This is a genomic window from Agromyces sp. PvR057, from assembly GCF_040547485.1.
Classification (GTDB): Bacteria; Actinomycetota; Actinomycetes; order Actinomycetales; family Microbacteriaceae; genus Agromyces.
Genome location: NZ_JBEPPT010000001.1, coordinates 1496497 through 1515876, shown reverse-complemented (window position 1 = coordinate 1515876; position 19380 = coordinate 1496497). Strand labels below are relative to the sequence as shown.

At 70.7% G+C, this 19380-nt stretch carries 11 protein-coding genes and 3 tRNA genes; 1 reads left to right on the top strand and 13 read right to left on the bottom strand.

What is annotated here, in order from left to right; all coding sequences use genetic code 11:
- Positions 1-8: 8 nt before the first annotated feature.
- The 9 genes from ABIC29_RS06845 to ABIC29_RS06805 all read right to left on the bottom strand — a co-directional run bounded on the left by ABIC29_RS06845 (position 9) and on the right by ABIC29_RS06805 (position 12932).
- Entirely contained in the window at positions 9-5378 is a 5370-nt protein-coding gene (locus ABIC29_RS06845) for an Ig-like domain-containing protein (protein WP_116081451.1), read from the bottom strand.
- Between the two features lie 178 nt (positions 5379-5556).
- Positions 5557-6303 (bottom strand): FHA domain-containing protein, encoded by a 747-nt coding sequence (locus tag ABIC29_RS06840; RefSeq protein WP_116082511.1) that lies wholly within the window; start codon positions 6301-6303, stop codon positions 5557-5559.
- The gene (locus tag ABIC29_RS06835; protein ID WP_354243826.1) at positions 6300-8063 is read right to left on the bottom strand and encodes a serine/threonine-protein kinase; all 1764 of its coding nucleotides are present in this window, start codon (positions 8061-8063) and stop codon (positions 6300-6302) included. The genes ABIC29_RS06840 and ABIC29_RS06835 overlap by 4 nt, the downstream gene beginning before the upstream one ends.
- Positions 8063-9331, bottom strand: a complete 1269-nt coding sequence (locus ABIC29_RS06830) for an FHA domain-containing protein (RefSeq protein ID WP_116081449.1) — start codon at positions 9329-9331, stop codon at positions 8063-8065. The genes ABIC29_RS06835 and ABIC29_RS06830 overlap by 1 nt, the downstream gene beginning before the upstream one ends.
- Positions 9312-10196 carry a PP2C family protein-serine/threonine phosphatase gene (locus ABIC29_RS06825; RefSeq protein WP_354243822.1) on the bottom strand — a complete coding sequence of 295 codons (885 nt, stop codon included), beginning with the start codon at positions 10194-10196 and terminating at the stop codon, positions 9312-9314. The genes ABIC29_RS06830 and ABIC29_RS06825 overlap by 20 nt, the downstream gene beginning before the upstream one ends.
- 103 nt (positions 10197-10299) lie before the next feature.
- Positions 10300-11352 carry a TerC/Alx family metal homeostasis membrane protein gene (locus ABIC29_RS06820; RefSeq protein ID WP_116081448.1) on the bottom strand — a complete coding sequence of 351 codons (1053 nt, stop codon included), beginning with the start codon at positions 11350-11352 and terminating at the stop codon, positions 10300-10302.
- Positions 11353-11717: 365 nt separating this feature from the next.
- A tRNA-Glu gene (locus tag ABIC29_RS06815) sits at positions 11718-11790 on the bottom strand.
- Positions 11791-11868: 78 nt separating this feature from the next.
- Positions 11869-11941 (bottom strand) — tRNA-Glu (locus tag ABIC29_RS06810).
- Between the two features lie 85 nt (positions 11942-12026).
- Positions 12027-12932, bottom strand: coding sequence for a diacylglycerol/lipid kinase family protein (locus ABIC29_RS06805; protein WP_116082506.1), 906 nt, complete (start codon positions 12930-12932; stop codon positions 12027-12029).
- Positions 12933-12996: 64 nt separating this feature from the next.
- Between ABIC29_RS06805 and ABIC29_RS06800 the strand changes: the two genes are divergently transcribed.
- Positions 12997-13635, top strand: coding sequence for an MBL fold metallo-hydrolase (locus ABIC29_RS06800; protein ID WP_116081447.1), 639 nt, complete (start codon positions 12997-12999; stop codon positions 13633-13635).
- A gap of 42 nt (positions 13636-13677) precedes the next feature.
- On the opposite strand, the gene ABIC29_RS06795 is transcribed toward ABIC29_RS06800, so the two are convergent.
- From ABIC29_RS06795 to gltX, 4 genes are all read right to left on the bottom strand, one after another.
- Positions 13678-16098: a transglycosylase domain-containing protein gene (locus ABIC29_RS06795; protein WP_147309158.1), complete on the bottom strand. Its 2421-nt coding sequence runs from the start codon at positions 16096-16098 to the stop codon at positions 13678-13680.
- Positions 16099-16279: 181 nt separating this feature from the next.
- Positions 16280-17485: a Fic family protein gene (locus ABIC29_RS06790; RefSeq protein ID WP_354243818.1), complete on the bottom strand. Its 1206-nt coding sequence runs from the start codon at positions 17483-17485 to the stop codon at positions 16280-16282.
- Between the two features lie 124 nt (positions 17486-17609).
- A tRNA-Gln gene (locus ABIC29_RS06785) sits at positions 17610-17681 on the bottom strand.
- A gap of 181 nt (positions 17682-17862) precedes the next feature.
- On the bottom strand, positions 17863-19377 hold the full coding sequence (gene gltX / locus ABIC29_RS06780; RefSeq protein ID WP_116081444.1) for a glutamate--tRNA ligase: 1515 nt from the start codon (positions 19375-19377) through the stop codon (positions 17863-17865).
- Positions 19378-19380 lie beyond the last annotated feature (3 nt).

The following is a 19380-nucleotide window of genomic DNA, read 5'->3' as shown; positions in this document are numbered from 1 at the left end:
TCCGGAGATCACCAGGTGTTGTAGGGAATGGCGTTCCACTGCGCGCCGCTGATCTCGCCGAGCGTCTTCGAGACGCCGCCGCTGACGTTCTCGAAGCGCACCGCGATGTTCTGGTTGCGGATGCCGAGGTGGTTCTGCAGCTGCAGCTGGCCGTTCGCACCGATCGCGATCTGCTGCTGGTAGCCGCAACACGGCGATCCGCCGGCCGTCGCGTACACGCGGTAGGTGCCGGGCTGCATGTCGGACCAGGTGATGCGCACCTCGGCGCAACCGCCGCCGCCGCTGTCGCAGGAGCGGCTCGGTCCCTTGCCGATGCGCCCGGAGGCGACGGGCGGGGGCGGGTCGGACACCGAGATCGTCGCGGAGTCGGCCTGGCCGCGGTTGCCGCCGCCGTTGATCGCCCGCACGCTGACGGTGTGATTGCCTGCGCCGATGCCGCCCCACGACTCGCTCGTGCCGCCGCCGACGTCGCGCCAGCCGCCGCCGTCGAAGCTCACCTCGTACCGGATGCCGCCGCCGCCGGTCTCTGACGGGACGGTCCAGTCCGCACGGATCGTGGTCGGCGCGTCGCCGCCCTTGCTCAGCTTCAGGCTGCGTGGCACGCTCGGCGTGCCCCACGGCGTGACGGCGGCCGACGCCGCCGACGCGTCGCTCGTGCCCTTGTCGTTGACCGCACGGACCTGGAAGGCGTAGGACGTGCCGTTCGCGAGGGTGTCGATCGACTGGGCGGTGCCTGCGGCACCGGCGCCGAACGACTTCGAACCGCCGCCCGTCCAGGTCACCACGTAGCCCGTGATCGGGGAGTTGTTGTTCGCGGGTGCGTTCCAGGTGACCCTCGCACTGCCGTCGCCGGCCGTCGCCGTCGGCTGGTTCGGCCGATCCGGCCGATCGCGCACGACGACGTCGATGCGTCCCTGGACCTGCCGCGCGGGGTCCTTCGTGCCGTCCTCGATGCGGTAGATGATGCTGAGGTTGCCGGTGAACGCGGCACCGGTGCGCACGGTGACGTTCGTCGCCGTGTAGGTGACGCTCGCGCTCGTGCCGACGCTCGCCTGGTCGATCTCGGCGCCGATGACGCGGAGCGGCACCCCGTCCTGCTCGAACGGGTTGAAGTCGTTCGCCAGCACGTCGATCACCTTGGAGTCGCTGCGGACCATCTCGATCTGCCCGGTGTTCGGATCGTCGACGGCGCGCGGCAACGCGCGGGTCGACGACACGACCTTGATGTCCACGTATCCGGGCACCTTGAACTCGTTGAACCCGACGTCGAACGTGATGCGCGTGGAGGTGCCGGGCTGCACGCCGAGCGGCGCCGAGACCTGGAGCGTCGCACCGTCGACGATCTGGGCCTTGATGTCGGCGGTCGCGCCCGCGAGGTTCGTGTACGTCACCTTCTCGATGTTGTCGGGATTCGGCTGGTCGGTCATCTGCCGCAGGTCGAACTCGCGCGGTGCCTCGCCGGCCTCGATCGACTCGCTGACCGGCGTGAAGGTCGGCGGCACGTCGTTGAAGTTCGGGTCGCCGACCGTGATGGGCACGGTGAGCACGGCCTTGCGGCCGACGGGGTCGTCGGCCCCCTTGCCGTCGGTGACCTCGAAGGTCAGTGTCGCGGGGCCGCGGAAGTCGGTCTCGGGCTGGTACCTCAGTTCGGTCGGCCCGACGAACGGGTTGGACCTGGCATTCGACGCGGAGGCCGAGAGGACCGTCGCAGGCTGCCCCGACGGCACCTCGACGAGCTCGTCGACCGACCACTCGATGCTGCCGTTCATCGGCACGATGATCTCGCCCAGGTCCTTGAGGTGCGGTGCGGGGAACTTCGCCCGCTCCTCGGCCTGGAGCTCCTCCTCGGTCTTCGGCCGCTGGGTCTCGGTCACCGGTTCGTCCTCGCCCTGCGGCACCGGGGGCACGATGATGAAGGCCATGGCCGAGAGATCGTCGAGCTCGTTCGTGAGGCGGAAGGCGACGGCGTACCGCTTGTCGCCCGGTTCGACCGAGATCGTGCCGTTCGGGGCCACGTCCGCGCGATCGGCGTTCGGCCCCTCGGCGGCGACGAGGAGGTCCTCGACGAGACCCCCGGGATTCGTGGCGTCCTTCAGCGGATCGATGACGATCGTCTCGCCCGACGCCACCTGCTCTGGCTCGATGACCTGGTCCTCCGCCGTCGGCGGATCGATCACCGCATCTTCGCTCACCGCGACCTGCAGGTACGCGGAATCTGTGCCGCCGTGGCCGTTCGTGATGTCGTAGCGCGCCGTATAGGCGCCCTCGCCCTCCGGTGCCGTGACGACCACGCGACGCCGGTCGCGGACCTCGGCTTCGAGGCCCTCGTCGACCTCGGGCACCGCGGTGACACGCAGCGGGTACCCGTTGGGGTCGGAGTCGTTCAGGAGCACCTCGACGCCGACGGTCCGGCCGGGCTTCATCTCGATGACGTCGTCGACCGCCTTGGGCGGGAGCTGCGTCGCGGGCCGAGGGATGACGCCGATGCGGATCGTGCCGGTCGAGGTGGCGCCGAGGGCGTCCTCGACCTCGTACGCGAAGGTGTCGGTGCCGCTCGACCCGTCGAACGCCTCGTAGGTGAACGACGTGCTCGTGCGTTCGACGATGCGGCCGTAGGAGGGCGGGCTCACGATGTCGCGGAGCCGAACGGAGTCGCCCTCGGGGTCGAGCCCGTCGAGCGGGACGTCGATCTTCACCGCCGAGCCGGCGAAGGTCCGCGAGGTCAGGGGCAGCGGCTGCGGCGGCCGGTTGTCGCCCTCGGGACCGACGACGGTGACCGTCAGGGTCGCGCGGGCGAGCTGGTCGAAGTCATCGGTGACCGTGTAGACGATCGTCTGGTTTCCGGCCGCGTCGGGCGCCTGGAATCGGATCGACTCGCCGTCGACGAAGGCCAATCCGCCCTGGACGCCGGTCTGGTCGAGCTCTGGGGCGAGACGGAGCTCGGATGCGTCGGGATGGTAGTCGTTCGCCAGCACGGGAACCGTCACGATGTCGCCTGCGCGCACGAAGGCACTGTCGTCGAGCGCGACCGGAGGCTGGTGCTTCACGAGCGGCGGCACGGGCACCACGGTGACCGTCGCCGTCGAGGTGTTGATGCCGTCGGACACGGTGTACTCGAACTGCAGCTGCTCATCGAGCGCCGCCGATGCGCTCACACGGGCGACCGTGTTCGTGATCAGCTCGACCGAGAGGAGCCCCTCCGCCGCCGAGTCGTCGATCGACTGGACGGCGAGCACGCGCCCGGCGGGCGACACGTCGTTCGTCAGGACGGGCACCGAAACGGGCTCACCGGGCCGCAGGTACGCGGTGTCGGCCACGGCGATGGGCGGCGGCACCTCGGCAGGGGGGTCGACGACCTGCACGCGGATGAGTCCGACGCTGACGTTCGCGGCGGCGCCGAGGTCGTAGAGGAAGATGTACTCGCCGGCCGTGTCGGTCGAGAAGGTGATCGTGCCGCGCTCGGTGTTCGCGTCGACCCTCGCTCCGGCAGGCGCCTCCTGGACGCCGAGCAACGCCAGCGGCGCACCGGACGGCGTCAGGTCGTTCGCGAGCGGCTCGATGACGACCGGCGTGCCGCGGAAGGTCTGCACGTAGTCGGGGGTGCCGACCGGGTTCAGCGTTCCGGCCGCCTCGACCTCGACCGCCAGCGTGCCGGTCGCGGCCGTCTGGCCGTCGGAGACCGTGAACTGCACCTCCTTCTGCCCGAGCTCGGCGGACTTGTGCTCGAAGGTGAGGAAGCCGTCGGGGCTGAACCGCACGGAGTCCCCGCCGACGGGCGACGCATTCACGAGGTAGATGTCGTCGCCGTCTGGATCGTTCCAGTCGGCGAGCACGTTGTACGAGATCTGCTGACCCTGCTCGACGCTCAACGCGCCGGAGCGGAGGGACACCGGGGCGGCGTTCTCGGCCTCCGGGACGATGCGCACGTTGACGGATGCCTCGGCCACGCCGCCGCGTCCGTCGTCGGCCGTGTAGCGGAACGAGACGGTGCCGGCCGCTCCCTCAGCGGGCGAGAACTGCAGCGCACGACCGCCGTCGATGGACTCGATCCGGCCCATGGCCTCGGAGATCTCGGGCGTGGAGGCGATCGTCAGCACGTCGCCGTCGGGGTCGGTGTCGTTCTCGAGCACCTCGAGCACTGTGGTGCGACCCGGGCGTGCGCCGTACTCGTCGTCTCGGGCCACGGGCGGCCGGTTCTGGTCGGTGCGCTCGGCGAGGGTGTCCTCGAACGTCTGCTGGGCGCTCTTCTCCTCGCCCTCGAGGTCTTCGCTCTCCTCGGGCGGCGTGACCTCCTCCCAGTTGTCGACGAGCCGCAGCTCGGAGTCGACCAGCCAGGCGTTGCCGTTCGTGAGGTTGTTGAGCGCGATGACGTCGCGATTGACGCGGAACTCGAGGCGAGCGCCGGCCGTGGGCTGCTCGATGTCGAGCAGGCGCGGCTCCTCGTCGTCGGCGCACTGCACGAGGTACCGCCCGGTCTCGGCCCACGCCCCGTGCACGCATCCGTTCAGCCACACGGGTGCTGCGATGTCGTCGGCGCCGGCCTGCCCCACCTCGGCATCGTTCGAGAGCTCCGCGACCTCGCCGTCGTCGAGGCCGACGGACACGAGCCCGGCGGCGGTCGCGACGTAGGCCACGTCGTTCTCGGCACTCGACTGCTGCAGGCGCACGCCGTCATCGGGCAGCTTCGTCGCGCGTCCGTCGACGATGACCTCGTTGCGGTCGCGGTCGAGGATGACGGCCCGCTGGCCGACGGCCGCGAGCTGGTGTTCGCCGAGCTCGGAGACCGGGGTGGATCGCGGCTCCGCCTCCTTGCCCCGCTCGAAGCTCATCAGCGTGGACTTCTTCACGTTCGTCGCGAGGATCGTGCCCGCGTCGGTGACCGCGACCTCGGCGCCTTCGCCGAGCTTCGCAAGGGGATCGGTGCCCCGCCAGTCGAAGAAGAGCTCGGTGTCGGCCGGGACGTTCCAGAGCTCGCCCTTCGGCGAGAGGACCGCGATCACGTCGCCGCCGTAGGCCACCTTCGAGGCCGGCGGCACGTCGATGCGCTGCGCGAGGGTCGTGAACGCGGGGTCGATGCGCTCGATCGAGCCGATGGCCGGATCGAAGACGAAGGCGTCGTCGCCGTTCTGGAAGACGTCGGCCTCGTTCGAGGCCGTCGAGACGGCCGCGTCGAGCTCTTCGATCTGGCGGTTCAGGCGACCGGCGAGCAGCTCTTCGGCGTTGGTGACCCAGACGTCGCGCGCACGCAGGTCGGGGTCGGTCACCGGGAAGCCCTGGTGCAGCACGGCGAGGGTCAGCGGCACGCCCGCGAGCACGGCGATCGCCGTCGCGGAGGCCAGGGTCTTGCGCTCACGCAGCCACGAGGTGAAGCCGGCCAATCTCTACTCCTCGTTGCATCCGTCGGTCTGGGCGGCGGGGGTCGCGCGCTCGGCGGACCGCGGCCCACGCTAACACGGACGGCGGGCACCCCCGAATGGGCAGGACTTCCCATGGTACTTCGATGCCGAAGCGATACGGAGACGCACCTCCGGAAGCGCGCATGCGCTTCGAGTCCGATCAGTCGCGCTCGATCGCGGGTGCTGCGGCGGCATCGTCGCCGGCTCCCGCGCCCGACCGGTCGAGCAGCGCGAGGTCGTCGACGCTGACCAGCCGCGTCGCGACGGCGTACTCGACGAGCCGCATGCGCCGGTTGGTCGCGAGCTTCCCGCGACCGCCGCGGAGCCCGTCGACGCCGAGCCGGTCGAGCTTCTCGCACACGTTGTCGAGCTTGCGGTTGAAGGTCGTCATGCTCCAGCCGAGCCGCGCTGCGGCCTCGGCCGACGTCGGCACCGTGGCGCGCCCGGCGGTCGGCTGCACGAGGACCCGCTCGGCGAGGGCCACCACGAGCAGTCGCTGGCTCGAGGTCAGCGTGACCGGCATGATGGTCGTGCCACCGTCGGCCGCGGTCGCCGTGAGCGACGTGTTGTAGAAGTCCTCCTCGGCGTGGATCGAGAACTCGTACGTCGTGGCGCCGGCGCTGAAGAGCACCTGCACCTGCTGGAAGACGAGCGGCAGCTTCGCCCCCGGTGCGACCCACGCCTGGACGCTGCCCGTGGCATCCGACACCGTGGCCGAGAGCAGTTGGCCGACGTTCGAGAGCCACCACAGGCCGAACTCGGACGAGAGGGTGAGGAACGTGCGGTGCAGGTACGGGTTCTCGTCGATCGTGAGGTCGGACTCGCGGCCGATCGTGAAGGTGCGCCCCTCGTCGACGGTGTACCACTCGCCGCAGTACTCGACCTTGAGCGGCTGGAGCGGCCTCATGGCGTGCACCCCGTGACCGGCTCTGAGGTGCGGCTGCCGCGCTGCGTCTGCACGTCGATGCAGATCTTCTGACCCGCCGCGACCCCGTCGACGACGATCGGCGACGCGTCGGCGAGCTGCACGGTCCCGCTGCCGTCGGAACGGACCCAGCGGAACCGGTCGCCGTCCTCGGGCGCGTCGAGCGAGACCGCGAACGCCACGCTCGTGCCGTCGGCGGAGGGCACGCCCGGTCCGACCTCCGGGGCGGGAACGGTCGCCTCCGCGACGGCATCCTGGCTCGCGGTGCTCGCGGGCGTCTCGGCCTCCGGTTCCGACAGGGTGCCGGAGAGGGCGACGGCGACGGCGACCGCCACGGCGACGACCGCGCCGGCGGCGATGCCGACCACGAGGCCGACCTTCGAGCGACGGACTGCGGCCGGTGCGACCGGCTCGGCGGCCCCGGCGGCGGCGGCGCGCGTCTCGTCGACGGCAGCCGAGCCCGACGACGCGCGCGTCGCACGGGTCGGCCGCACGATGGTGCCGTCGTCGACCGGTGCCGAGGCGGAACCGGCGACCGCGCCGGCCGTGCGGGCATCGTCCGGCGCCGGCCGCGCCGGGCGCACCATCGTGGCGTCGGGAAGCGGTGGTTGCGCCGCGATCGGCTGGGGCGCACGGGCGACGGTCGCGTCGGCCCCCGCGGGCGCCGGTGCGCTCGGAGGCGGAACGACCACGCGGGCAGCGGCAGCGCCGGGGGCCGCGGTCGGCTGGGCCGCCTGCGCGTCGATCGTGCGCACGGCGCGGGCCCTGGTGGCATCCGCCGCGTCGTCGGTGTCGCGCTCCTCTGCGACCGCGAGGTTGGGCACCTCGATCGTGGTCGCCGAATAGCCGAGTTCGAGCTCGACGCGCTGCAGGGCGCGGGCGAACTCGACCGCGCTCGGGTACCGGTCGTCGCGCGAGGTCGCCATGCCCTTCGCGAGCACCGCCTGGAGGCTGCGCGGCAGGTCGGTGCGATCCATGGGCGTGATCGCCCCGCGCTCGATGCGGCCGATGAGGTCGAGCGTGCCGTTCGAACGCCCGGGGATCTCGAACGGCGATCGCCCGGCGAGCAGCGTGTGCACCGTCGCCGCCAGCGAGAAGACGTCGCTGCGGGGGTCGGGGCTCGGGTCGTCCTCGAACATCTCCGCCGGAGACCACGGCACGCTCATGCCGACCGCGGCCGTACTGCTCGATCCGGCGGTTCCGGTCGCCTGGTCGCCCGGCCGCACGGTCATCGTGTGCATCGGCAGCTCGCCGTCGAGGTTCGAGGAGATGCCGAAGTCGGTGAGCGCCGGCCAGCCGTAGTCGTTCGTGAGCACGTTCGCGGGCTTGATGTCGCGGTGCAGGATGCCGGCGGCGTGCGCCGTGGCCACGGCACCCGAGATGCGCACGCCCGTGCGCAGCGCGTCCTCGACGGCGAACGGCGACCGCTTGTACTGCTCGGCGAGGCTCGGACCGGAGCAGTACTCCATGACGAAGTACGGCCGGCCGTCGGCGGAGACATCCGCGTGGAAGATCGTGACGATGTAGGGGTGCGTCGAGAGCTGCGCCATCAGGTTCGCCTCGGCGACGAACTGGGCACGCGTGTCGCGACCGAGCTCCTCGGTGAGCAGCACCTTCACGGCGACCTTGCGGCGCGGGAGCCGCTGCTCGTAGAGGAAGACGTCGGCGAAGCCGCCGGAGCCGAGCAGGCCCTGCGGGGTGTAGCCCGGCAGCTCGGGCGGTGTCGAGGTGGCGCGACGCATCAGGAGGCGACCACCTGGATCGTCCAGCCGCCGCCGAGGTCGACGACGGTGCCGACGAGCACGGGCGTCGGTTCGCCGGCGCGCAGGCGCACGGGCGGCTTGCCCGGCTGCGCGACATGCGTGCCGTTGCGCGAGTGCAGGTCGGTGATCACGACGGTGTCCCCCTCGACGGTGACGCGCACGTGGGTGCGCGAGATGTCCTGGTCGCCCGCGCCGATCGCGACCACGCGCGGCAGGCGTCCGCCCGAGACCTGGCTGACGCTCGGCGCGCGGCCCAGCAGCACCTCGTGGGTCACCGGCTCGAGCGAGCCGTCGGGCATGCGCAGGCTGAGTCTGGGCGACGCGACGGCAGCGGATGCCGCGGGCCGGCCCTGCTCCCCCGACGCCGACTGCTCGGCGCGGCGCGCGTCGCGCTCGGCCCGCAGGCGCTGCACGTCGCCCCCGACGACGGTGAGGCCGTCGTGATCTCCGGTGAGCGTGTCGCCGAGCGGGACGATCGTCTGCTCGGAACCCGCCGACGACGAGGCCGACGGCCGGATCGTCGCAGCGGATGCCCCGCCGACCGGCGAGACGATGGTCGAATCGTCGATCGCGTCGTACGCGCGGGCCGGCGTCTCCGCGGGCGGCGGCCCGGAGATCGTGGAGGCCGTGTGGCCGATCACGGGCGGCGCCCAGGCGGCCGGGGCGACCGGCGGCACGGGGGCCGGTGCGGGTGAGGCGGCCGCATCGGGCCGCTCGGGCTCTGGCGCGGGCGCCGACGGGGCGGGCGCGGACTCCGCCTCGGGCTTCGCCGCGGACGCGACGGCCACGACCGCCTCGGGCACCGCAGCGACCGCCTCGACCGCGTCCGAGCCGACGGACGCCGCGAACACGACGCCCTCGATGATCGGCAGGGTCACTGCAGCAGGGCGCGCCGCGGCATCCGTCGCCACGACCTCGACCTCCGAGCCCTCGACGGAACGCTCGACCCAGGTCGACACGCCCTCGCCCGTGACGAGCTCGGCACCGAGCCGCACCGAGAAGCCGCCGCGCACGACGACGCGCACCGCCTCGGCGTCGTCGGCGCGCACGACGAGACCGAACGACGGCGTCGACGAGAGGCCGTCGACGGTGAGGCGGTCGAGCACCGACCTCACGGGGTCGGCCTCGACGAGCCGCGGCCACAGGTCGACGATGAGCCCGGCGGACGCGACGGGCAGCATGAGCACGACGCCGCCCCGCACCGCGGCCAGATGCGCGCCGGACGGGTCAGTCGTGTACGTCGCCACCGGCGCCTCCGTTCGTTCGCGGCGTGGTGTCCTCGACCGCCGACACGGTGGCCGCGCGATCCTTGGTCGTCTCGTCGTCGAGCGCGCCGAGTTCGGACTCCACGACGATCGCCGTGACGTTGTCGCGGCCGCCGTGCTCGAGCGCGAGATCGACGAGTTCGCCGGCCAGGCCCGCCGCGTGCCCCGTGTCGCCGACGAGCACGTGGGCGATCGACTCGTCGTCGACCTCCTTGCTGAGTCCGTCGGAGCAGATCAGGAACACCTGACGGCCGGATGCCGGGATCAACCACACGTCGGGGTCGACGACGTCGTCGGCGCCGATCGCCCGCGTGATCACGTTGCGGTCGGGATGCCGCTCGGCGTCCTCCGGCCGGATGAGCCCGGCATCGACGAGTTCCTGCACGGCCGAGTGGTCGACGCTCAACTGGCTGAGCGTGCGCCCGTTCCAGGAGTAGATGCGCGAGTCGCCGATGTTGAACGCCATCCAGTGGAATCCGGCTCCGTCGCCGGCGTCGACGAGGGCGACGCCCGCGAGCGTCGTGCCGGCAACGGCCGTGCCCTCGTCGCCCTCGCCGCTGAGTGCGCGCACGGCGTCGTTCGACGAGTGGATCGCGTCGAGGACCTGCTCTGGCGACGACGGGCCGCCGGGCACCAGGTGCCGGCGGAACGTCTCGACGACGGTGCGGCTCGCCACGTCGCCACGGGCATGGCCGCCCATGCCGTCGGCCACGAGGAAGACGGGCGCCTCGGCGAGGAACGCGTCCTCGTTCATGCTGCGCACGCGCCCGACATCCGTCCGGGCGCTGTGCGCGATCACCGCCGCTCCGCGATCGAGCTCGACGACGTCTTCGCCATCAGGGGACACGGTGCTCCTCGTCGCCGTTCTTCACCGGTAGGGACCGGGACGCCGCACCCCGTGCGCCGCTCACCAAAACTAGCAACACACGGGGCATCTCGCCGACCCGGGGTCAGCGGGCGTCGTCGTCGGTGAAGTGCGGCACCTCTTCCATCAGCGTGTGGCCGCGGCGCTTCGCGTCGACGTTGGCCTTGATGACGCTGGCGACGGTGGCGACCGCCATGGCCGCGACGATCACGCCGAGCGACATCCAGGTGGAGATCTCGGGAGCCCACTCGATGGGCTCTCCCCCGTTGATGAAGGGCAGCTCGTTGACGTGCATCGCGTGCAGCACGAGCTTCACGCCGATGAACGCGAGGATGAACGCGATGCCGTACTTGAGGTACTCGAGGCGCTCGAGCAGGCCGCCGAGCAGGAAGTACAGCTGGCGCAGGCCCATGAGCGCGAACACGTTGGCCGTGAACACGATGAACGGACTCTGCGTGATGCCGAAGATCGCGGGGATCGAGTCGAGCGCGAAGAGCAGGTCGGTCGTGCCGATCGCGATGAAGACGAAGAGGATCGGCGTGAACACCCGGTGCCCGCCGATCACCGTGCGGATCTTGATGCCGTCGTAGTCGTCGGAGATCTTCACCCGCTTGCGCAGGATGCGCACGATGAGGTTCTCCTTGTCGTCGTCGTGCTCGACGAACGCCTGCTGGTAGGCCGTGTAGACGAGCCAGACGCCGAAGATGTAGAAGATCCAGCTGAAGTTCTCGATGAGCTGCGCGCCGAGCAGGATGAAGATGCCGCGGAAGATCAGGGCCAGGATGATGCCGACCATGAGCACCTCCTGCTGCAGTTTCTTCGGCACCGCGAACCTGGCCATGATGATGACGAACACGAAGAGGTTGTCGATCGAGAGGCTGTACTCCGTGAGCCAGCCGGCGATGAACTGGCCGGCGTGCTCCGCATCGCCCAGCAGGTACATGAGCAGCGCGAAGATGAGCGCGAGCGCGACGTAGAAGACGACCCAGAGCGTCGACTCGCGGAACGACGGCACATGCGGTCGCTTGACGACGAGCAGGAGGTCGGCGACGAGGATCAGGGTGAGGACCACGAGGGATCCGATTTCGAACCAGGCGGGAAGCTGCAGCACGTGCGGCCTTTCGGGAGAATTGGGCATGGCGGAACCCGAAAGTCTCTCCCGGTGCACGCGTGGTGCGCCGCCACGCCCGGAGCGGCGTCTTCGGCACTCGTACTGACGATCGTGGCTCGAAGCGCGTGAACGCCTCGTGGGATACTCCCCTTCGCTTCGGGGAGTCTATCGGGTGAGCTGCGCAGACTCGAACCCCGGATGTCGCGCGTCGACGATGCAGGGCATCGACAAGCCCGGCGTCCGGCCCTCGCGAGCGCTTGGACGATCGCACAGGAAATGTCGAGCACTCGTCGGGGACGTGCGGCCTCGTTCAGGCGCGCGTACCCCGGAAACACGGGAATGCCCCCGCCGAGGCGAGGGCATTCCGGGGTGTTGTCAGGAAGTCGGATGCGTGACCCCAGCGGGATTTGAACCCGCGCTGCCGCCGTGAGAGGGCGGTGTCCTAGGCCGCTAAACGATGGGGCCGAACTGACAACGTGTACAGACGGAATGCCCCCGCCGAAGCGGAGGCATTCCGGGTGTTGTCAGCAAGTTGACGAAACGTGACCCCAGCGGGATTTGAACCCGCGCTGCCGCCGTGAGAGGGCGGTGTCCTAGGCCGCTAAACGATGGGGCCGAACTGACAACTTGAAGAGTATGACACACGTTCGGCGCGCGCTCCAAATCGAGCCGGGGCCGCCGCACGTCCGGGACATCCGCCCTCAGACGAAGACCCTGAGCGCCCCCGGATCGACCTCGACCTCGATCGGCAGCGCTCCGACGCGCTCGCCGTCGGCGTACGCCACGACGTCGGTCGCGTCGAGCGTCACGCGCTGCGCGGCGACGAACTCGACGGCCGGATGGTCGGTGTGCTCACCGCGGAACACCTTCGGGAAGACCGCGATCAGGCGCGCCCGCGAGAGCGGATGCACGATGAGCACGTCGAGCCGTCCGTCGGACATGTCGGCGTGCGGCACGAGCTGCATGCCGCCGCCGATCGACCTGCCGTTGGCGACCGAGACGAGCATCGCCTTCTGCTCCCGCCGCACCCCGTCGATCGTGATCGTGTAGGCCCGGGGACGGAAGGTCGCCAACTCGCGCAGGAGCGCGATCGTGTACCGGCTCGGCCCGCGCGGCCTCGTCATGCGGTTCGCACGCTCGTTGACGAGCGCGTCGAACCCGGCCGAGGCGATGCAGGCGAACCGGATGGGCTCCGAGTCGCCTCGTCGGATCACGCCCGCGTCGATCGTGCGCGGTTCGCGTTCGAGCGCCTCGAGCAGCGCCTCGATGCCGGCGATCGGATCATCGAACGGGAGCCCGAGTCCGCGTGCGAGGTCGTTGCCCGTGCCCGCCGCGACCACGCCGAAGGGCACCCCGGTGCCCGCGACGATGTTGACGGCGAGCGAGACCATGCCGTCGCCGCCGACGACCAGCAGGCCGTCGGTGCCCCGCTCGAAGGCGTGCTCGGCCTCGCGCCGGAGCAGTTCGAAGTTGGCCTCCTGCAGGAGCGTGACCTCGTGGCCGGCCTCGGCCAGGCGCGCGACCGCGGTCGCCCCGACCTCGCGGTGCCGGCCGAAGGAGGCCGCCGGGTTCACCGCGACGATCACGCGCTTGGGACTTCGGGTCATGCAGAGATTCTGGCAGGCCGCCGAGGGCTTGCGTCGCACGAGCCCATCGGTGTTTGCTCGAGGCATGCGCCTGACGAAACTCGAACATGCCGCTCTCGTGATCGAGGACTCGGGCGACCGCCTCTTCATCGATCCGGGCAACTACACCACGCCGATCACGGATGCCACGGGAGCCGTCGCGGTCGTGATCACCCACGAGCACGCCGACCACTGGAGCCCCGACCAGCTGCGTCGCATCGTCGACGCGAACCCCGACGCGCGGCTGTTCGGGCCCGCCGGCGTCGCGGCCGCGGCATCCGAGTTCCCGATCGAGACGGTCGCGGCGGGCGACGAGGTCGCGGTCGGCCCGTTCCGGCTGCGCTTCTTCGGCGGGCGGCACGCGGAGATCCACTCGTCGATCCCGATCATCGACAACGTGGGCGTCATCGTGAACGAGGCGTTCGCCTACGCCGGAGACTCGTTCGCGATTCCAGAGGGCCTCGCCGTCGACGTGCTCGCCGCGCCGGCAGGCGCACCGTGGATGAAGCTCTCCGAGTCGATGGACTACGTGCGCGCCGTCGCGCCGAAGCGCGCCTTCGCGACCCACGAGATGGTGCTCTCGCAGTTCGGCAAGGAGCTCTCGCACGCCCGGCTCGCCTGGGCCGTCGAGCAGTCGGGCGGCGAGTACGCCCGGCTCGAGCCGGGCGACACGCTCGACTTCTGAGCGACGCCCCGGCGCGGCTCGAGCGCGTTCGACCTCGCGGCGTCAGTCGCCCTGATTCGGCCCGTTGCCGCGGCCCTCGTCGTCACGCGGCTCGAGCGTGCGGCCTCCGCCGTCGCCCTGGGTCCGCGTTCCGGGGTCGGGCGCCGGCGCGGGAGCCGGTGCGGGAGCCGGTGCTTGCGTGGGCGCGACGGACTGGGGCACGTCGTTGAACGGCGCGGGCGACGTGAACGGGGCGACCGGCCCCGGGCCGTCCATGCGGAACTCACCGCCGCCGTACTTCGCACTCGCCGCCGACATCACGATCGGCCACATGCGATGGCGGGCGGTCGCCGCTTGGCCGGACGCGAAGGAGATGCCGCGCTGATTGGCATCGCCGTTCACGCTGACCACGGCGACCGCCGTGGCGACCCTCGTGCTCGAACCCACCATCCAGGTGTCCTTCGCGCCGTCGGTGGTGCCGGTCTTGCCGATCAGGGGAACCCGCGGGACGGTGGCCGAATTCGAAGCCTGACCGGTGCCGCTCGACATCACGCGCGACATCGCGTAGTGCATCGCTCCGGCGACCTCGGGCGTGACGGCCGCGGCGCACGTGGACTTCGGCGGCGTGACCTCGGTGCCGTCAGCGGAGACGATGCGGTCGATCGCGATCGGCGTGCACGCGACGCCGTCGTTCGCGATGCCCGCGAATGCGACGGCCATGCTGAGCGGCGCGACCTCGTTGATGCCGAGCACGGCGGACGGGTACTGCACGAGCGGATCGCCATCGGCCCGGTGCACGCCGAAGGCCTTCGCCTTGTTCGCGATGCCGCACTGGTCGATGAGCTTCGCCATGCCGAGGAATCCGGTGTTGATCGATCCGATGGTCGATTCGAGGGCGCTGTAGTTGGCGCCGGGCTCGTTGGCGTCGTTGCGCGGGTTCCATCCGGGGTCGGCGTACTGGGTCCCGAGGCAGCTGTCGTTGAAGGCGCCCCAGTTGCTCTTGCGGCTCGAGTTCACGCGCTCGGTGAGCGCGTGGCCCTCCGCGAGCCATTCGGCGAGCGTGAAGACCTTGTACGACGAGCCGGGCTGGAATCCGCTCGATCCGCCGTAGTCGTAGTCGGTGTTGTAGTTGATGCCGGTGAAGGTGGGGTTGCCGTTCACGACGACCGGGTCCTGGCTGTACTGCTTGTTCTGCGCCATCGCGAGCACGCGGCCGGTGCCCACCTCGACGCTCGAGATGACGCCGCCGACGTCCCACCCGGGGTAGGTCGACGGAACGTTCTCGGCGATGGCCCGCTCCGCCGCGCCCTGCAGGTCGAGGTCGAGGGTGGTGTAGATCTGGTAGCCGCCGCGACGGAAGTTCAGCATGCGCGCCTCGTCGTCGTCGCCGAACGTCGGGTCGTTCTGCAGGATGTGCTTGACGTAGTCGCAGAAGTAGGCCGAGCCGCCGGCGGTCTGGCAGCCCGTGCTCGGCTCGGTGATGCTCGGCTGGATGGGCGTCGCGATCGCCGCCTCGTACTCGGCGGTCGTGATCTTCTTCTCCTTGGCCATCTGCCGCAGCAGGTAGTCGCGCCGATCGCGGTTGGCCGCATATCCGTTGGCGGCGCCGTTGGTCTCGCTGTCGGGCTTATCGAGCTGGAACTTCACGGGGTTGTTGACGATCGCGATGAGCGAGGCGGCCTGCGGCAGCGTGAGGTTGGCCGCGCTCGTACTGAAGTAGTAGTTGGCCGCGGCCTCGATGCCGTAGACCGTGCCGCCGAATCCGGCGATGTTCAGGTAACCGAGCAGGATCTCGTTCTTGGTGTACCGCTTCTCGACGCCGATCGCCAGCCGCATCTCCTTCAGCTTGCGGTCGATGCTCGTCTCCGTCGCGCTGTCGTAGCAGGCGAGGCGCTCCTCCTCGACGAGTGCGAACCGCTCGTCACCGGTCAGGGCCGCGACCTCGTCGTCGGTCATGCCCTCGAACGCGGTCGAGTCGGCCTCGCGCTCGCACTGCTGCACGCGCACGTTCTTGACGTACTGCTGGGCGATCGACGAACCGCCCTGCGTCTCGCGCCCCGCCGCGGTGGTGAGGGCGGCGCGGATGGTGCCCTGCAGGTCGACGCCGCCGTGGTCGTAGTAGCGCGGGTCCTCGCCGGCGACGGTCGCGTCCTTCACGAAACGGCTGATCTGGTCCCAGCCGACCTCGACCCGGTTCTGGTCGTAGAACGACGCGAGCAGCACCGTGCTCCCGTCGCTGCGGGTCGCGTAGATGTTGCTCTTCTGCGAGAGATCGCCGATCTTGAGGTAGCCGGGCAGCCGCTCGAACGTGTCGATGGTTCCGGATGCGGCCATGCCGACCGTCGCGAGCGCGGGTGTCACGCCCACGACGATGAGCGCGGCCGCCATCGCGCTCGCCACGACGAGCCCGAGGAACCCGCCGAGCACGCCCAACGGCGTTCGAGTCTCCGCGAAATCGCGATTGCGCTTGTTGCGTTCCGTCACGCTCACCCCCAGTACCGACCTGGCCGCTCGGTAGGGCGAACGACCTCGGTCACCCTCAATCGAACATCAGGTCGCGATCCATGTCCAGCACCCGGGCGACGGCGCGCCGGAACCCGACCCCGTCGCACGCGTGTCGCACGGGACCCGCCCGCCACGTGCACGAGGGCCGGGCTCCATCCCATCACGTGAGCCGGCCCCGTCGCGCCCGTTCCGCGAAGCGATCGAGCGCCTCGACGATCTCGGTCGCGTGCCAGATCCGGTTGCGCTCGCCGCCCGACGCCTTGCTCAGGATTCCGGCCTCGACGAGGCGATCGATGCCGTTCTGCGCAGTGACCTCGGTGACCTCGAGCGCCGCGGACACGGTCTTGGCGTTCACGACCGGCTGGCTCTGCAGGTACGAGAGCAGGCGGTGCACCGACGAGTCGGCGCGGGCGCGAACGGCGCCGTTCCAGCGGTCGCCGGCAGAGCGGATGTCGCCGACCAGCGTGCGGCCGTTGGTGACCGCCGCGAACGACGCGTCGGCGACCACGGTCACGATCGCGTCGATGCTGCCGGCGCGGTAGTCGCCGAGCGCGGTGAAGTACGCCTCCGGGTCGCGCAGCAGCCCGGCGGAGACGGGAACGGCGACGTTCCGGGTGATGCGCCCGTGGCGCAGCATGCCCTGCAGGAGGGCTCGGCCCGTTCGGCCGTTGCCGTCGGGGAACGGGTGGATGGTCTCGAACTGGGCGTGGGCGATCGCCGCCAGCACGAGGACGGGCACGTCGGTGCGCTCGGCGAAGACGACGAGATCGCGCATGAGGCCCGGCACGCGCTCGTGGTGCGGCGGCACGAACGTCGCCGCGTGCGGCGAGATCGAACCCCCGCCGATCCACACCTGCTGGCCGCGCCAGCGGCCGACGAACTGCGGCGCCGTGTCGCGGAGCAGCGCGTCGTGCATCGCGATGACGGCCGGCTCGTCGAGTCGGTCGGACAGGTCGAGCGCCGCCTGCATGGCGCGCACGTTGGCGACGACGAGTCGCGCATTGACCGATGCGGCGGCGCCGAGCTCGGCCAGGCCGACCTGCCTCGCGCTCGCGGTGAGGTGCTCGACCTCGGAACTCGACGCGGACTCCGACCGCAGGAGGATCGACGTGAACGGCGCGGCGATGATGCCGACCTCGGCGTCGAACCTCGCCAGTTCGGCGGTGGCGTCGTCGGCCAGGGCTGCGACCTCTGGCGAGACCCCGACCGCGGCGGCCGCGATGAACGGCGGGACGGCGGCGGCGTAGGGCCCGCGTGCCTGACGCAGTGCTCGCCGCGAGGCCGAGACCTCCGGATCGTGCTCCCACGGCCGGGCCTCTGACTCGACGGGCGGCCAGGCCGCGCCGACGGTGCGATCGTCACCCATGCGTCGACCTTACCAAAGGATACGTGCTCATCCTTTGGTAACGGACGGGCCAACCGCGGAAAGCGCATCGGCGCACTCGCCCCGGAAACGCGAAAACCCCCGGCGAACCGGGGGTTTTTCACTGCTGGGGTACCTGGACTCGAACCAAGAACAACGGAACCAGAAACCGCCGTGTTGCCAATTACACCATACCCCAATGGCCTCGAAACCGTGTTCCGCGCCGAGATACGACTTTAGCCTATGGATCGGCAGCCTCCAAACTGAGACGGCCTCACCCCGCCGAGCGCGTCGCCGCGGCGGCGGTCGGGCTCTCGCTCGGAGGTCGCACGGGCGGGACGGATGCCGCAGGCGAGCGCCGCGGCATCCGTCACCGGAGCTCAGCCGAGCTTCGCGGCGAGTCCATCGAGCCGGGCCAGGGAGTCGATCTTGCCGAGGATCTGCATCGACTCGAAGAGCGGCGGCGAGATGCGCCGACCCGAGACCGCCGTGCGGACGGGGCCGAACGCCACGCGGGGCTTCAGGCCCAGGCCGTCGATGAGGGCGCCGCGCAGGGCCTCCTCGATCGCGTCGTGGGTCCACTCCTCGGCGGGCAGCCGGTCGAGGGCGTCGCGCGAGGCGGCGAGCACCGCGGCGGCGTCGGCGGGCAGCCCCTTGAGGGCGTCGTCGTCGATCGTGAGGCTCGCGGCATCCGTGAACAGGAAGCCGAGCATGCCGGGGGCCTCGCCGAGCAGGGCGATGCGCTCCTGCACGAGCGGCGCCGCCTCGGCGAGGATCGCGGCGTGCGCCGGCTCGAGCGGAGCCGTGAGCACGCCGGCCGCCTCGAGGTAGGGAACCGTGCGGGCGGCGAAGTCGGCGGGCTCGAGGAGCCGGATGTGGTCGCCGTTGATCGACTCGGCCTTCTTCTGGTCGAATCGGGCCGGGTTGGGGTTCACGTTCGCGACGTCGAACGCGGCGATGAACTCCTCGCGACTGAACACGTCGCGGTCGGCCGAGAAGCCCCAGCCGAGCAGCGCCAGGTAGTTGACCAGACCTTCGGGGATGAACCCGCGATCGCGGTGGTGGAAGAGGTTCGACTCGGGGTCGCGCTTCGAGAGCTTCTTGTTGCCCTCGCCCATGACGTAGGGCAGGTGGCCGAAGCGCGGCACGAACGTCGTCACGCCGATGTCGATGAGCGCGTGGTACAGCGCGATCTGGCGCGGCGTCGAGCTCAGGATGTCCTCGCCGCGGAGCACGTGGGTGATGCCCATGAGCGCGTCGTCGACCGGGTTCACGAGCGTGTAGAGCGGAGCGCCGTTCGGGCGCACCAGCACGAAGTCGATCGTGGAGCCCACCGGGAAGTCGATGCGACCGCGCACGAGGTCGTCGAAGCCCAGGTCGGCCTCCGGCACGCGCAGGCGCAACGCGGGCTCGCGGCCCTCGGCGCGGAAGGCCGCCTTCTGCTCCTCGGTGAGGTCGCGGTCGTAGTTGTCGTAGCCGAGCTGCTTCGGGCGGCCGTTCGCCAGGTTGCGCGCGTCGATCTCGTCAGCCGTCGAGAACGACTCGTAGAGGTGGCCGGCGTCCTTCAGCCTGGCGATGACGTCCTGGTAGATGTCGCCGCGCTGCGACTGGCGGTAGGGCTCGCTCGGACCGCCCTTGTTCACGCCCTCGTCCCAGTCGAGGCCGAGCCAGGTGAGGGCGTCGACGATCTGGTCGAAGCTCTCTTCGCTGTCGCGCGCGGCGTCGGTGTCCTCGATGCGGAACACGAAGGTGCCGCCCGTGTGGCGCGCGTACGCCCAGTTGAACAGGGCCGTGCGAACGAGGCCGACGTGCGGCGTACCGGTGGGCGACGGGCAGAAGCGCACGCGGACGTCGCTGCCGGTGGCGGTGGTCGTGGGGTGGGTTGTCTCAGACATCCC

Coding starts and splice junctions, on each gene's coding strand:
- ABIC29_RS06835 (WP_354243826.1), bottom strand. CDS start 8,063: ATGCGTCGCGCCACCTCGACACCGCCCGAGCTGCCGGGCTACACCCCG.
- ABIC29_RS06790 (WP_354243818.1), bottom strand. CDS start 17,485: ATGGGTGACGATCGCACCGTCGGCGCGGCCTGGCCGCCCGTCGAGTCA.
- ABIC29_RS06805 (WP_116082506.1), bottom strand. CDS start 12,932: ATGACCCGAAGTCCCAAGCGCGTGATCGTCGCGGTGAACCCGGCGGCC.
- ABIC29_RS06800 (WP_116081447.1), top strand. CDS start 12,997: ATGCGCCTGACGAAACTCGAACATGCCGCTCTCGTGATCGAGGACTCG.
- ABIC29_RS06840 (WP_116082511.1), bottom strand. CDS start 6,303: ATGAGGCCGCTCCAGCCGCTCAAGGTCGAGTACTGCGGCGAGTGGTAC.
- ABIC29_RS06820 (WP_116081448.1), bottom strand. CDS start 11,352: ATGCCCAATTCTCCCGAAAGGCCGCACGTGCTGCAGCTTCCCGCCTGG.
- gltX (WP_116081444.1), bottom strand. CDS start 19,377: ATGTCTGAGACAACCCACCCCACGACCACCGCCACCGGCAGCGACGTC.